Source organism: Hydrogenophaga sp. NFH-34 (assembly GCF_021401345.1).
In the GTDB taxonomy this organism is placed as follows: domain Bacteria; phylum Pseudomonadota; class Gammaproteobacteria; order Burkholderiales; family Burkholderiaceae_C; genus Hydrogenophaga; species Hydrogenophaga electricum.
Map to the genome: position 1 here is coordinate 151,326 of NZ_JACBGE010000012.1, position 13,776 is coordinate 165,101.

The following is a 13,776-nucleotide window of genomic DNA, read 5'->3' on the forward strand; positions in this document are numbered from 1 at the left end:
CCGGTCACGGCCCGTCGTCTGCTGCATCCGCCCCGGGGCTACCGGGGCGGCCCTATTCCTTCACACCCCGCCATGGACATCCCCCTCTCCCCCGCCGAGCCGGCCATTCCCTATCCGGCCGATGGCCGCGCCGCCACGCTGGTGCACCAAGGCAGTCGCTGCCTGGTTGTCGCGCTGGCCATGGTGCTCTTGCTGATCATCAACTACGAGGTCTTTGCGCGCTACCTGTTCAACGCCCCCACCGTCTGGGTCATGGAGTACTCCACCTACCTGGTCGCGGCGATGACCTTCCTGGGCGCCGCGTTCGCGGTGGCGCGTGATGGCCACATCCGCGTGACCCTGCTGCTGGATGCCCTGCCTGCCCGAGGGCGCCTGAGGCTGGACTACCTGAGCGCCGCCACGGCGCTGTTCATCGCCCTGGTGCTGGCCTGGAAGTCGCTGGAGTTCGTCCATGGCGAATACGACGCCGGCACGCGAGACTTCGGGCTCATGGCCACGCCCATGTGGGTGCCGCAAAGCGTGGTGGCACTGGGCTATGGGTTCCTGGTCCTGGCGCTGGCACTGCAAATGCACCACCTCGCGGGCACCCGGTCGGTCACGCGCACCACCACCGGCGGCCTGTGGCTGGCACTGACGCTGACCGTGCTTGCCGGCCAGGCACTGGATGGGTGGCCACTGAACACGATGGCGGGACTGGGACTGATTGCACTGACCGTCCTGGCGCTGTCGGCGCTGTGGGCCGGCCTGGGGCCGACCTTGACCCTGGCGGCCTTCGTCCTGCCACCGGTGCTGCTCTACGCCGCGACCACCGAGGCCACACCCGCCTGGCAGGCGCTGGCCCTGGTCGGCACCATGCTGTATCTGCTGTTTGCCGGTGTGCGCGTGGCCTTTGCGCTGGCATGGCTGGGCCTGCTCGGGGTGGTCTTCTGGCTGCCCTCGCCCACGGTGCGCGTGCTGGCCGAACGCGCCTGGTCGGCGGTGCACACCTTCGAACTCTCCGCCATTCCCATGTTCGTGCTGATGGGCGCACTTCTGGTCAAGAGCGAAGCCTCGGACGACATGTTCGGCGCCATGCGCGCCTTGCTGGGCCGCGTGCGCGGCGGGCTGGCCTTCGCCTCCATCGGCGCCGCCGGGATCTTTGCCGCCGTTTCGGGCTCCAGTCTGGCCACGGCCGCCACCCTGGGCCGCGTGGCCGGGCCGCAGATGCTGGACCAGGGCTACAGCGCGCGGCTGGCCTACGGGGTGCTGGCCGCTGGCGGCACGCTGGGCATCATGATTCCGCCCAGCATCGCCATGATCGTCTATGGCTCGCTGGCCGGTGTCCCGGTCACCCAGTTGTTCATTGCGGGCATTGTTCCCGGCATCGTGCTGATGCTGCTGTTCGCCCTGGTGGTGCTGGGCTGGCTGCTGTTCGATCCGAAAGCCGCACCACCGGCCCACGCCTTCACCTGGCGGGAAAAGCTGCACAGCTTCCGTGGCGTGGCCCCCTTCATCGCACTCATGGCCTGTGTCCTGGGTGCCCTGTACCTGGGCATTGCCACGCCCACCGAAGCCGGTGCCGTGGGCGCGTTGGCCGCCCTGCTGCTGTGCCGCTGGCGCGGCACGCTGACCCTTCGGCAGTTCATCGACACCCTGGAAGAAACCGCCCTGGTCACCAGCTTCCTGCTGCTCATTGCCGTCGGCGCCTCGCAGATGGGCTATGTCATGGACTACCTGAGCATGCCCGCACAGATGGTGACCTACATCCGGGAGCTGAACCTCAGCGGTGTCGAACTGCTGCTGTGCATCGTGCTCGCCTATCTGGTGCTGGGCATGTTCATCGAACCGATCTCCATGGTGCTGATGACCATGCCCGTCATGCTGCCCCTGATCCAGGCCGTCGGCTGGGACCCGTTGTGGTTCGGCATCGTGCTGGTGCTGCTGGTGGAGGTGGGCCTGATCACCCCCCCGGTGGGCATGATTCTGTTCGTGCTCGAAGGCGTGGCCCGAGGACGCACCCGGCTGCAGGACATCTCGCTCGGTGCACTGCCTTTTGTGGTGGCCATGCTGGCCGCTGCCGCCCTGTTCTATGCCTTTCCCGGCCTGGTGACCTGGCTGCCCAACGCCATGGCCAGCCGCTGAGGGACCCACGACATGTCCCCCATGCCCCATCCCCTGCACAAAGTCCTGAGCGAAGGGGTGGCCTTCGGCCACTTCCCGGGAGCGGTCGGCCTCGTGGCCGAGGCGGGCCAGATCACGCATCTCGCGGCGACCGGCCACCTCGACCCGTCCCGGACCACGCCCATGCCCACCGACGCCATCTTCTGGATTGCGTCCATGACCAAGCCCATCACCACGGCCGCCGCCTTGCTGCTGGTCGAAGACGGCCGCTTGCGGCTGGACGATGCCGTTGCCGACTACCTGCCGGCCTTGCGTGGCCTGCGGTTGCCTGGTGGTGCGCCCGCCCCGTGCCCTACCGTTCGCGACCTGATGCGCCACACCGCCGGCTTCACCTACGGCCCCTTCGGCGAAGGGCCCGTGCACGCGGCCTACCGCCAAGCCGGGGTGTACGACTTCCACCTCACCAACCAGCAGATGGTCGAGCGGCTGGCCACGCTGCCCCTGCTCCACCCTCCCGGCACCACGTTCGAATACGGCATGTCGACCGACGTGCTCGGCGCATTGATCGAAGTCTGCAGCGGCCAGGCCCTGGGCGACTTCATGCAGGCCCGCGTCTTGGGGCCGCTGGGCATGGTCGACACCGGCTTCGAACTCTCGCCGGCCCAACGCCCGCGCGTCGCGCGCCCCTGCCCCGCGGAAACGTCGCCGCTGATGCCACCCACCCACGGAACGCGTTGGCAATCGGGCGGCAGCGGGTTGTGGTCCACCGCCGCCGACTACCTGCGTTTCGCCCACATGCTGCTGGACCACGGCCGGCACCCCGGTGGGCAGTTGCTCAGCGCCCAGAGCGTGCACGCCATGCGCACCCAGCAATTGCCACCCGGCGTGGCCTGGGGCGAGTACGTGGACGCCATGGGGCCCATCGCCCCCACCGTCGCCATGGGCCAGGGATTCGGCTTGGGGTTGTCCGTGCGTCTGGACGACGGCACCAACCCCCTGCCCGGCCATGCCGGTGACTTCAGTTGGCCAGGGGTGTCCGGCTGCCTCTTCTGGGGCGACCCCCAACGCCAGTGGGTCGTGATCGCCATGCTGCAAGCGCCCTCTCACCGGCTGACCTACCGCGCCAGGTGTCGGCAGGCCTTGTATGGAACCCCCTCTGCAACCCTGGAGTCCCGCTCATGAATCTGGGTACCACTGTGTTCTCCCGCCCCGCCGTGGTCGGTGGCGGGCTCATGGGCGCCGGCATCGCCGCCCGCCTGGCCCTGGCCGGTGCCCGGCCCGTGGTGCACGACAGCGCGCCCGACGCCCAGGCCCGCGTACGCGCCCATTGCCAGGCCATTGTTGAAGAGCTTCAAGCCGCAGGCTGTCTGGACCCGGCCCAAGCAGCGGACGCTCTGGGCCGCGTGCAGGTCGCCCACCCGTTGGAGGCACTGGCCGACGCCAGCCTGGTGATCGAGGCGATTCCGGAATCGCTGGGCGCCAAGCAGGCGCTGTATGCCCGGCTTGAAGCCATCGTCGGTCCCGGCACCGTGATCGCCAGCAGCACCAGCGGCCTGCTCCCGGCCACGTTGGCCGAACCGCTCACGCACCCCGAGCGCTTCCTGATCGCGCACTTCTGGAACCCGCCGCACCTCATGCCCCTGGTGGAAGTGGTGCCCGCACCCGCCACGCGCCGCGACCTGCTGGACGCCGTCATGAGCGGCCTTGAGCACCACGGCTGCGCGCCGGTCTTGCTGCACCAGGCAGTGCCCGGCTTCATTGGCAACCGCATCCAGTTCGCCGTCTTGCGGGAAGCCCTGCACCTCCTGCGCGAACACGTGGCCGACGCCAACACCATCGACCGCGTCGTCCGCGAAACCCTGGGGCGGCGCTACCACCGGATCGGCCCGCTCGAAGGTGCCGACGCCGGTGGGCTGGACACCTTTCTGGCCATCGCCACGCACCTCATGCCCACGCTGGCCAAGGACGAAGACGTGTTGGCGCTGCTGCAAACGCGGGTGCAGCAAGGCCAGCTCGGCCGCAAGAGCGGCCAGGGCCTGGTGACCTGGGACACCCAACGGCAGGACCGCTTCCGCCAGGCACGGCGAGACATGCTCAACGACCTGTCTGCACCCTGACCCCCTGCGAGCGTGCGCGCGCCACCGACGCGCTGCGCTGACCGTCGCCGAACTCGCCGCAGATGCCGTCAGCCGGCCTGGCTCACGCCAGCGTGTTCACCTGCGTGCCCACGGCGCCCTCCGTCGCCAGCGGCAAATCACCCGCCACCGCGCTCAACAAAGTCGCCGCCGCCGAAGCCTGCGTGGCCATGGCCTCCTTGAGCACATGGATCTGCACCTGCTGCTCGACCGCACCCTGGCGCATCTGCATCACACGGTCAACAACCAGGGCGGGGGAAACGGACATGTCCATGGGCATCCTCGAAAACGGTTCCCCTGTTATCGGCCGGTGGGCCAGGATGCTTGAACCGGTGATGGTGCATGCCGCATCAGGCAGGTTGACAAGCGTATCCCGCAGGATACATTTTCTGCCATGCGCGACTACACAGAACGCAACAGAGAGCTGATCGTGCTGCTGGCGGGTGGCGACAAGTCCAGCCAGCAGAAAGACATCGAGATGGCGCTCGAACTCGCGCGCCATCTGTGGGAGTACTCCATGACCAAAGCGACCACACCCAAAACCAAAACCGTCGCCTACGACGTCGCCGAACAGCTGCGCACGCCCGAAGAAATGGCCGCGTACCTCGACGCCTGGCTCACCGACGCGCCCGACGACGCCACAGGCATCGCCCGCGCCCTGGGCGACATCGCCCGCGCCAAAGGCATGACCCAGGTCGCCCGCGATGCCGGGCTGAGCCGCGAGAGCCTGTACAAGGCACTGAGCGAAAACGGCAACCCGAGCTTCGCGACCGTGCTCAAGGTGGCGAAGGCATTGGGCGTTCGGCTACACGCGCAGGTGGCATGAACGAAACAGATTGGAGCCCTTGATGACCTCTCTAGCCGCCACCCCCTGGAAAGAGTCCCAAGGCACCTGCGCGTGCTGCGGGAACACCTCGAAAACCATCTGGGGCGACCTGTCCGACGACCAAGCCACACACGCGGTCTACTACATCCAGTGGACCGTGGACTCACCCGACCACTACCCCAGCATCGATCTCATCATCGGCCCGTGGGGCGACGGAGCGGACGCTGACCAGCGAGTGCTCGCCTGCCTCCGGTTCAGGCCCGCGCCCGATGGCGGTTCGTTCATGGTCATCGACGCAGGCGACCGGCGCCGCAGCAACAAACCACTCTTCACCCGAAGCCTGCGCCGTGATGAAGTCGTCGGCACACCGCTGGCGTCACAGGTGTTCCAGTTGGTAGACGCCATCTGGCTGACCGATCCGCGCATTGAGGAAGTGAAGGCGCTCTGCCAAGCCTTGCCTCGCCAGTAACAAACCGAACAAAATGGCCGCAGAGCCATTCCGGCCCGACCACATACATCGCCCGGGGAGGGTGCGACATGGTTTCAGAGGCATCACCGCGCCGGTTTCACATCCGCGCTGACCGCGAACTCGCGCACCCGCAGATGCTCAGCCTGCGGGACGAACACCTCGCTGGCATGTGCGCCGCCTCACCGCCCGAATGCGTGTTCGCGCTCGACCTGGACGGCCTGCGCCGGCCCGAGATCACCTTCCTCACCGCCTGGCGCCTGCCGCCGGACGCCCCGCCCGGCGCTGAACCCGACCCGTTTGCAGGCGATGAGGGCGAACTGGTCGCCATGGGCGCCCTCAAGGAACTGACGCCCACCACCGCCACCGAAGGCGGCCACGGCGAACTCAAGTCCATGCGCACCAGCGCGCGCCACCTGCGCCAGGGCGCCGCACAGGCCATCCTCACCGAACTGCTGACCCTGGCCCGCGAGCGCGGCTACGCGCGCGTCAGCCTGGAAACCGGCAGCACACCGCCGTTTGATGCGGCGATCGCGATGTACCGGCGGTTCGGGTTTGAGGAATGTGGGCCATTTGCGGATTACAGGGTGAATCCGTTTAGTCGGTTTATGCAACTCGACCTGGCTTGCACACTTGCGTCGTCCCGAGTGGCGGGCGCCATAAGGAGCAATGGTGACGCCCCAATCTCCCTGCACGCCTCGCTGGGGTTTCCCGCGCCTGAGCCGGTCGCCACCCTCCGGTCCGTGGCTCACCTGTTTGGCCCCCGGAAGAAGCGATGCGGCATCTACCTGCTCGTGTTTGCCGACAGCAGCATCTACATCGGCCAAGCCATCGATGCGGTCAGGCGTTTTGCGCAGCACCGTCAAACCTACGACGACATCGACGCCTTTGCGTTCATCCCTGTGGCGTCATCGCGGCTGAACGACACCGAACGCACCATGATCCAGACGGCGGAGCGCGACGGTCATGTGTTGCGCAACACGATGTTCGTCTCCAGCATTCACGGAGAGACCGACCTCGACGGGTTGCTTTCGCCCGATGAACAGCAGCGATGGCTGGCGGCACCCGTCCAGGTCAACCAGTTGGGCGGGCATGCACGCCAGTCCCTCTCGGCCTCTCACCGGGCCCGGTTTCAGCCGCGCTATGAGGTGTTTCTGAGGACACCGCTCAGCGACTGGGTGCTCGACCTGCTGGCGGACTATGTGGAATGCGCCGTCCCGCATCCGTCGCTGACTGAGTACACCTTCTGGGCGCTCAGCTGTATGCCGGGCACCAATTCGTACACCGCTCCGCGCTTCTGCACCCTGAGCGTGGGTGTCATGGAGGTTTTTGTCCTGGGGCATCTTCGCGGCCATCCGGGCCTCCCCTGGGGCTTTGTGAACGTGGCGAGCGACGTGCTGGATCGCGAGTTCGGTTCACGCTCCGCCTTTGAACAAGCGTTTCCCGATGTCGAAGTCATCCCGTCCGACTACCGAGATGCCGGCCCCTTCCAAGTGCGGCTTTGGCCAAGACTGGAACACGCGGGCGTTGAGCCGCTGGAGTGGCTGCTTCAGCATCCGGGGGTCCAGCGCGCCTCTGCCGCGCTGGTGTTGCGCGTCATGCGAAAGCGCGCGACGATCTACGGTAAGTACCATTGCAAACAGATGGCAGATGCCGTGCTGGATCGCCTGGACAAGGCCCCAAGCCGCTAACTGGCTCCTTCAAAACCCGGCCTCCTTCTGATGTCGCACCGCCAGCACGACGATCGCATCGCCATCCAGCCGGTAGCGCGCCACGTAGCCGCTGTCGCCGAAGTCAATCAGCCATTCGCGGAATTCGACGGGCAGGTCCTCGATGGGGCGCCCCATGCCCGGTTGCAGGGTCAACACCTTGACCCCTTGGCGTATGGTCTGCACGGCGCGCCGGGCGGCATCCAAGTTCTTGCTGGACACAAATCGGTACAGGCGCTGCACATCGGCCAGCGCCTGCGGCGTCCAGATCAGGCGTGGCATTCAGGCGGCTCCACGTCCTTGCCTTGTTCGAGTTCGCTCAGCCAGGCATCGGCTTCTTCAGCAGTGATGTGCAGGCCGCCGTTGGCGCGGTAGCTTTCCCAGGCCTTGAGGGTGTCCTGCCGCAAGGCTTCGCGCTGCTCCTCGCGCTCCACATACTGTTGAATGGCCTCGCGCATGAGCCAGTGTGGCGTGCGCTGGCGGGCGTCGGCCAGGCGCTTGACGCGGGCGCGGGTGTCTTCATCGATCTTGATGGCAACGGGGCGGATGACGGCGGCGGGCATGGTGGCCTCCTGGGTATTTCGAGGTATTACCTTAACATACCCGCTCCCGCAACACCGTCTTCAACACCTTCCCATAGTTGTTCTTCGGCAGCGCCTCGACCAGCTCGTACCGCTTGGGCCGCTTGAAACGGGCGATCTGGTCCAGGCAGAAGGCGTCGAGCGTCTGTGCATCCAGCGCCGCACCGGGCAACGGCACCACGAAGGCCACCACGACTTCGCCCCACTCGGGGTCGGGCGCGCCGACCACCGCCACTTCGGCCACGCCGGGCGCGTGCAGCAGCACCTCTTCCACCTCGCGCGGATAGATGTTTGATCCGCCGCTGATGATCAGGTCCTTGCTGCGGTCCTTGAGTGTCAAAAAGCCGTCGTCGTCCAGCGCGCCCATGTCACCGGTCCACAGCCAGCCGTCGCGGATGGCGGCCTGCGTGGCCTCGGGGTTCTGCCAGTAGCCTGCCATGATGCTGTCGCCCTGGATCAGCACTTCACCCACTTCGCCTGCGGGCAGTGATTGGCCGTCAGGCCCCGCGACGCGGATGCGCACGGGGGTCTGCGCCACGCCGACGGAGGCGATGCGCGCCTCGTGGCGCGGGTGCGCGGTGTCGGCCAGGTGGGCGCGGCTGAGGGCGGTGCCGGTCATGGGGCTTTCGCCCTGGCCGTAGATCTGCACGAAGCGCAGGCCCATGCTGCGCAGCGCGCGGCGGATGTCGGCGGCGTACATGGGCGCGCCGCCGTAGACGATGGTCTTGAAGCTCTGGCCGCACTGTTCGGGCGTGAGGCCCTGGGCCTCGGCCTCGTCGACGATGCGTTTGACGATGGTGGGCGCGGCGAAGAGCGAGAGCGGGCCGAGTTGGCGGCCCAGTTCAAACAGCTCGGCAGCGTCGAAGCCGCCCGAGGCGGGCACCACGTGCCGCGCGCCGGCCATGAGGTGCGGGATGGCGTAGAGCCCCGCGCCGTGCGACATGGGCGCGGCGTAGGCGATGGCGTCCTGCGGGCTGACGTGATCGACGTCGTTGAAGTAGCCCAGGCCCATGGTGAGCAGGTTGCGGTGCGTGATCATCACGCCCTTGGGCCGGCCGGTGGTGCCGCTGGTGTAGAACAGCCAGGCGGTGTCGTCGGGGGCGCGCTCCTCTGGCTCCTCTATATAGAGAGCGTCTTCGCCCCCCCTTTCCGCGCCATTCACCCAGGCGTCGCATGCGGTGCTGTCCACGTCCATCACGCCGTCCAGCCCGGTCAGCGCGGCCGGATCGGGCACGAGGTCCGCCGTGACGAAGGCCCACCGCGCCCCGGCGTTTTCCACGATCCACTGCACTTCCTTGAGGTGCAGCTTGGCGTTGATCGGCACGGCCACCAGCCCGGCCCACCAGGCGCCGAACAGCAGTTCCAGATAGCGTGGGTGGTTGCGCATGAACAGCAGCACGCGGTCGCCGGGCTGCAGGCCTTGGGCCCGCAGGTGAGCGCCCACTCGCGCAGCGCGCTCTGCCCACTCAAAATGGGTGGCCACCGGCAGGGTGCCGTTGAAGATGGCGGGGCGGTCGGGGTGTTCCAGCGCCTTGCGCTGCAGCAGGTGGGCGAGGTTCATGGTTTTGTCTCCGGGTGCAAGGCTCCACCATAGCGCGCTCGCGGGGCGGCTACAGTCGGTCCATGAAATCCCCAGGCACGGCCACCGCCCCGCCAGCGGCCCGCCGCGCCCGCCCACAACGCCCATGCCGACCGACACCCCTGCGCTGATCACCGCGTTGCGCAGCGCCGCCCGCTACCCGCACCCGGCCGAACCGGTGGTGCTGATGGAAACCCACGGCGCCTGGGTGCTGCTGGCGGGCGAACACGCCTACAAGATCAAGAAGCCGGTGCGCCTGCCGTTCATGGATTTCGGCACCCTGGCACTGCGGCGCGCGGCCTGCGAGGCCGAGATCCGCGTGAACCGGCGCTTCGAGCCCACCGACCCGGCGGCGCGGCTGTACCTGGAAGCCCTGCCGATCACAGGCACGCCCGAAGCGCCGGTGTGGCGCGGTGACCCGGCGGCGGCCATCGAATGGGCGGTGCACATGCGCCGCTTTCCCGAAGATCAGCGGCTGGACCACCTGGCCGAGCGTGGCGCGCTCACCCCGGCGCTGCTGCAGCAACTGGCCCGCCACCTGGCGGCCTTTCAGGCCAGCGCCGCCGTGGCCCCGGCAGACAGCGTCTGGGGCGAGCCGGCCGGCGTGCGCCAATGGGCCGAGGACAACCTCAGCACGCTGCGCGAAACCACCGGCCTCAACGCCGACGACCGTGCCACGGTGGCAGCACTGGCAACGTGGACGGCCGAGCGCTTCGCCGCCATCGAACCCCGCCTGGCCGAGCGGCGCCAGGCCGGCTGCGTGCGCGAAGGCCACGGCGACCTGCACTTGGCCAATCTGGTGCGGATCGGCGACGCGGTGATGCCGTTCGACGCGATCGAATTCAACGACGCGCTGCGCTGGATCGACACCGCCGCCGACCTGGCCTTCACCGCGATGGACCTGCAGCGTATCGGCCAGCCCGGGCTGGCCCACGTGCTGATCAGCGAATGGCTGGACGCCAGCGGCGACGTTTGTGCCCCGGCCGTGCTGCCGTTCTTTGCCGTCTACCGCGCCCTGGTCCGGGCCAAGGTGGCCGCCATCCGGCTGGCGCAGACCGGTGCGGCGTCGCCCGCGCACGGGGCGGCGCTGGCCGAATCGCGCGCCTACCTGGCGCTGGCCCGGCAACTGGCCGACACACCGGCACCGCAACTGGTGATCACGCACGGCCTGTCGGGCAGCGGCAAGACCTGGGCCAGCACCCGGTGGCTGGCCGGCCAGCGCACGCCGCGCGCGCTGCGCCTGCGTTCGGACGTGGAGCGCAAGCGCCTGCATGGCCTGGCGCCCCTGCAGGCCAGCGGCGCGGGCATCCACCAGGGCCTGTACGCGCCCCAGGCCCACGCCGACACCTACGCCAGCCTGCTGGCGCGCAGCCGCGCGCTGCTGGCCGAAGGCTGGTCGGTGGTGGTGGACGCGGCCTTCCTGCGCCAGCACGAGCGCGCGGCCTTCGCCACCCTGGCGGCCGAAACGGGCTGTGGGTTCGGCATCCTCGCCTGCGAGGCACCCGTGGCCACGCTGCGCGCGCGCATCACGGCGCGGCAGGCGCAGGGGCAGGACGCGTCCGAAGCCACGCTGGCCGTGCTGGAACGGCAACAGGGCTGGCTGGAGCCGCTCACGGCGGCCGAGCGCGGCCAGGTTGTCGGCCCTGTCCTACAGCCCTAGGCAGAGCCGGCCGACACCACGCGCACCAGCGTCTTCCTACACTGAATCCATCGCAGCCACACCCCGTGTCTGCGGTGCTTTCACCCACCGGTTTGCGCCCTCCGGCCAAGCCCAGACAGGAGACCAAGATGCTGCATTACGCCCTGGTGTTTTTCGTGGTGGCCATCATCGCCGCCGTGCTCGGATTTGGTGGCCTCGCGGCCAGCGCCGCCGGCATTGCCAAGGTGCTGTTCGTCGTGTTCCTCGTCATGGCGCTGGTGTCGTTCCTGGTGAGCGTGCTGCGCCGCTGACGCGGGCCCGTGCCCTTCCCTTTTTTCCACCCTTTTTCAGGAGAACCGCATGACCGCCACCGCCAAGAAAATCGCCGCCGCTGCCCAGGACACCGTGAACGGCCACATCGAGCAGGCCGAACAATGGCTGGACCAGACCCCGGGCGCGCTCTCGCACGCCGCCGGCAGGGTGGAACACCTGACCCGGGTCGGTGTCGAAAAAGCCCGCGAAGCCGGCGCGCAGGTCGCCCAGGGCGCCAACCAGGCCTGCAACCGCACGGCCGACTATGTGCGCGAAGAGCCGGGCAAGTCGCTGCTGGCAGCGGCACTGGCCGGCGCGGCGATCACGGCGCTGGCCGGCTGGGCCACACGCTCGCGCTGGAACCACCGCTGACGCCCCGGCGGCGGCGCAGGCCTCAGCGGCTGAACAGGCCCCGCAGCACGTTCACCGCCCCGGGCAGCACGCTGTCGACCGCGCGTTCGGTGGGGCTGGGTGCGGGCTCGGGCGCCCGCCCCGGCTCGGCCCCACCGCCCCCGGCCGCCATGCCGGCCATGTCCACACCGAGCATGGCCATGGTCTGGCTCTTGGTGCGCACCCGTACCGACCATTCGGGCTGCCAGCCCGTCTTGGCGTTGGCCGGCCGCGCCGGGTGCATGAGGTAGCTCTCGGGGCCATAGGCGATCATGCGCAGCATCGCCACCGAATCGGCCTGGCCCGGCGTGGCGAAGATGCCCGCCGGCACCGCGCATTGCGTGGCCGAAGCGGGCAGCAACAGCTTGTCCTTGACCCAGCGGGCGCTGGTGGCTTCGGTGAGGTAATCGAACAGGCCCAGGCCCGTGTCGGCGCTTTCCGCGCTGGACCAGAGCACCATGTCCTGACCGACCATGCCCATGGCGTGCAGGTGGTAGGCGTGGGCCCGGGGCACCGGCAGCCAGCTCACCAGAATGCTTTGTGCCAGCGCGCCCTGCGTCTGCAGGCGGATGGCGGGCATCAGGTCCTGCCGCTCGCCCAGGGTGAAGCGCATCGACTCCGGCACGCCGTCGCCCTGCACCTGGAGGTCGCCCTGCAACGAGGTCTCGGGCCCGGGGTTCACGGTGTTCTTTTCGTTCGGGTACAGCGCGTGCTGCGCCCCCACCCGTGCGGCCCGCTCGGGCGCATGGCGCCCTGCCAGCAGCGGCGCCCACTGCTGCGGGTTGTTGGACAGCGGCACCACCCGGGGCTGGCCAGCGCGCACGGTTTCGCCACAGCCCCAGTAAATGAGGATGCGGCCTTTGATGTCGGGCACCTCGCCGGTCGGATCGGCGTCCTTGTAGCCGGGTGAGGGCGGCACCAGCGGCAAGGCCTCGCCCATCTTCATGCCCGGCGGAATCGCCAGTTGCGCCTCCACCCCAGGCCGGCGCGGGTTGAACAGCGCGATGTCGATCACCCGCGTGGGCGGCATCGCACCCGTGAGGCTGGGCGTGCTGCCCTGCTGGATGAAGCGGCCGCTGGCGTGGCCGTAGACCTGCGAACCGCTGGCGCCCCCCATGCGCCCGCCCAGCAGCCCCCCCACCATGCCGCCGAGCCCGCCTTCCATGAATTCGGGCACGCCCGTCATGGTGGAGGTGGACAGATCCATCCAGAGCTGGGTGGGCGCCGTCTGGGCGCCGGCCACGGTGGCCCCCAGTGCGAGCAGCCCGGCCGCCCCCGCGCGCCGGAAGGGAAATGCGGACGTCAACTTGCGATGCGCCATGGCAGGCCTCCAGCCTTGATCGGACAAGGAAAACGGCTCCCGGTGGCACCATCACCAGCCCGCTGCCGCGGGCCAGGAGACACCTCCGGAGACGGATGATAGGCAGACCGGCTGCGCCGTCCACCACGGCCCGACCACCGGCAAGCGCGCAGAAATTTCAAACCGCAGCGGCCCGCTTTCACGCGACCGGCCCGCGCCACAGGGATAACATCGCCCGACCTCAAAGCCTTCCCTGGAGAGCCCCCCATGCCCGTGATGACGAACATCGAAGACCTGCGCCGCCTGGCCCGGAAACGCGTGCCGCGCATGTTCTACGACTACGCCGACTCCGGCTCCTGGACCGAAAGCACCTACCGCGCCAACGAGAGCGACTTCCAGCAGATCAAGCTGCGCCAGCGCGTGGCCATCAACATGGAAAACCGCTCCACCGCCACCACCCTGGTCGGCCAGCCCTCAGCCATGCCCCTGGCCCTGGCCCCCACCGGCCTGACCGGCATGCAGCACCCCGACGGCGAAATCCTCGCCGCACGCGCCGCACGCCGTTTCGGCGTGCCTTTCACGCTCTCGACCATGAGCATCTGCTCCATCGAGGATGTTGCCCAGCACGCCGGCGAGGGCTTCTGGTTCCAGCTGTATGTCATGAAGGACCGCGCTTTCATCGAGCGCCTGATCGACCGCGCCAAGGCCGCCCGCTGCGGCGCGCTGGTGCTGACGCTGG

At 68.7% G+C, this 13,776-nt stretch carries 15 protein-coding genes; 10 read left to right on the plus strand and 5 right to left on the minus strand.

Annotated elements, in window-relative coordinates:
• Nucleotides 1-72: 72 nt before the first annotated feature.
• From L0977_RS13505 to L0977_RS13515, 3 genes are read left to right on the plus strand one after another with little or no spacing between them, the layout of a single operon-like run.
• Nucleotides 73-2,121 (plus strand): TRAP transporter large permease subunit, encoded by a 2,049-nt coding sequence (locus L0977_RS13505; protein ID WP_234265377.1) that lies wholly within the window; start codon nucleotides 73-75, stop codon nucleotides 2,119-2,121.
• A gap of 21 nt (nucleotides 2,122-2,142) precedes the next feature.
• Nucleotides 2,143-3,282: a serine hydrolase domain-containing protein gene (locus L0977_RS13510; protein WP_234265378.1), complete on the plus strand. Its 1,140-nt coding sequence runs from the start codon at nucleotides 2,143-2,145 to the stop codon at nucleotides 3,280-3,282.
• On the plus strand, nucleotides 3,279-4,217 hold the full coding sequence (locus L0977_RS13515; RefSeq protein WP_234265379.1) for a 3-hydroxyacyl-CoA dehydrogenase family protein: 939 nt from the start codon (nucleotides 3,279-3,281) through the stop codon (nucleotides 4,215-4,217). The genes L0977_RS13510 and L0977_RS13515 overlap by 4 nt, the downstream gene beginning before the upstream one ends.
• A gap of 82 nt (nucleotides 4,218-4,299) precedes the next feature.
• Here L0977_RS13515 and L0977_RS13520 read toward each other — a convergent pair whose 3' ends face one another.
• Nucleotides 4,300-4,503: a putative motility protein gene (locus L0977_RS13520; RefSeq protein ID WP_234265380.1), complete on the minus strand. Its 204-nt coding sequence runs from the start codon at nucleotides 4,501-4,503 to the stop codon at nucleotides 4,300-4,302.
• A gap of 249 nt (nucleotides 4,504-4,752) precedes the next feature.
• Between L0977_RS13520 and L0977_RS13525 the strand changes: the two genes are divergently transcribed.
• The 3 genes from L0977_RS13525 to L0977_RS25590 all read left to right on the plus strand — a co-directional run bounded on the left by L0977_RS13525 (nucleotide 4,753) and on the right by L0977_RS25590 (nucleotide 7,218).
• A complete protein-coding gene (locus tag L0977_RS13525; RefSeq protein ID WP_234265398.1) occupies nucleotides 4,753-5,061 on the plus strand; it encodes an addiction module antidote protein in 309 nt (102 codons plus the stop codon).
• A 22-nt stretch (nucleotides 5,062-5,083) separates the two neighbouring features.
• Nucleotides 5,084-5,530, plus strand: coding sequence for a hypothetical protein (locus L0977_RS13530; RefSeq protein ID WP_234265381.1), 447 nt, complete (start codon nucleotides 5,084-5,086; stop codon nucleotides 5,528-5,530).
• A gap of 68 nt (nucleotides 5,531-5,598) precedes the next feature.
• The gene (locus tag L0977_RS25590) at nucleotides 5,599-7,218 is read left to right on the plus strand and encodes a GNAT family N-acetyltransferase (RefSeq protein ID WP_326491070.1); all 1,620 of its coding nucleotides are present in this window, start codon (nucleotides 5,599-5,601) and stop codon (nucleotides 7,216-7,218) included.
• Nucleotides 7,219-7,227: 9 nt separating this feature from the next.
• Here the strand turns inward: L0977_RS25590 and L0977_RS13540 are convergent, their stop codons facing one another.
• From L0977_RS13540 to L0977_RS13550, 3 genes are read right to left on the minus strand one after another with little or no spacing between them, the layout of a single operon-like run.
• Complete coding sequence (locus tag L0977_RS13540) at nucleotides 7,228-7,518, minus strand: type II toxin-antitoxin system RelE/ParE family toxin (RefSeq protein ID WP_234265382.1); 291 nt, start codon at nucleotides 7,516-7,518, stop codon at nucleotides 7,228-7,230.
• On the minus strand, nucleotides 7,506-7,799 hold the full coding sequence (locus tag L0977_RS13545; protein ID WP_234265383.1) for a CopG family ribbon-helix-helix protein: 294 nt from the start codon (nucleotides 7,797-7,799) through the stop codon (nucleotides 7,506-7,508). Before L0977_RS13545 ends, L0977_RS13540 begins: the two co-directional genes overlap by 13 nt.
• Nucleotides 7,800-7,830: 31 nt before the next feature.
• The gene (locus L0977_RS13550; RefSeq protein ID WP_234265384.1) at nucleotides 7,831-9,378 is read right to left on the minus strand and encodes an AMP-binding protein; all 1,548 of its coding nucleotides are present in this window, start codon (nucleotides 9,376-9,378) and stop codon (nucleotides 7,831-7,833) included.
• A gap of 124 nt (nucleotides 9,379-9,502) precedes the next feature.
• On the opposite strand from L0977_RS13550, the gene L0977_RS13555 reads away from it, so the two are divergent.
• The 3 genes from L0977_RS13555 to L0977_RS13565 all read left to right on the plus strand — a co-directional run bounded on the left by L0977_RS13555 (nucleotide 9,503) and on the right by L0977_RS13565 (nucleotide 11,719).
• A complete protein-coding gene (locus L0977_RS13555) occupies nucleotides 9,503-11,056 on the plus strand; it encodes a bifunctional aminoglycoside phosphotransferase/ATP-binding protein (RefSeq protein ID WP_234265385.1) in 1,554 nt (517 codons plus the stop codon).
• Between the two features lie 128 nt (nucleotides 11,057-11,184).
• Nucleotides 11,185-11,346, plus strand: coding sequence for a DUF1328 domain-containing protein (locus tag L0977_RS13560; protein WP_234265386.1), 162 nt, complete (start codon nucleotides 11,185-11,187; stop codon nucleotides 11,344-11,346).
• Nucleotides 11,347-11,395: 49 nt separating this feature from the next.
• The gene (locus L0977_RS13565) at nucleotides 11,396-11,719 is read left to right on the plus strand and encodes a hypothetical protein (protein WP_234265387.1); all 324 of its coding nucleotides are present in this window, start codon (nucleotides 11,396-11,398) and stop codon (nucleotides 11,717-11,719) included.
• A 22-nt stretch (nucleotides 11,720-11,741) separates the two neighbouring features.
• Here L0977_RS13565 and L0977_RS13570 read toward each other — a convergent pair whose 3' ends face one another.
• Nucleotides 11,742-13,058 carry a hypothetical protein gene (locus L0977_RS13570; protein WP_234265388.1) on the minus strand — a complete coding sequence of 439 codons (1,317 nt, stop codon included), beginning with the start codon at nucleotides 13,056-13,058 and terminating at the stop codon, nucleotides 11,742-11,744.
• A gap of 246 nt (nucleotides 13,059-13,304) precedes the next feature.
• Between L0977_RS13570 and L0977_RS13575 the strand changes: the two genes are divergently transcribed.
• A partial coding sequence (locus L0977_RS13575) for an alpha-hydroxy acid oxidase (RefSeq protein WP_234265389.1) occupies nucleotides 13,305-13,776 on the plus strand: 472 nt, incomplete at its 3' end.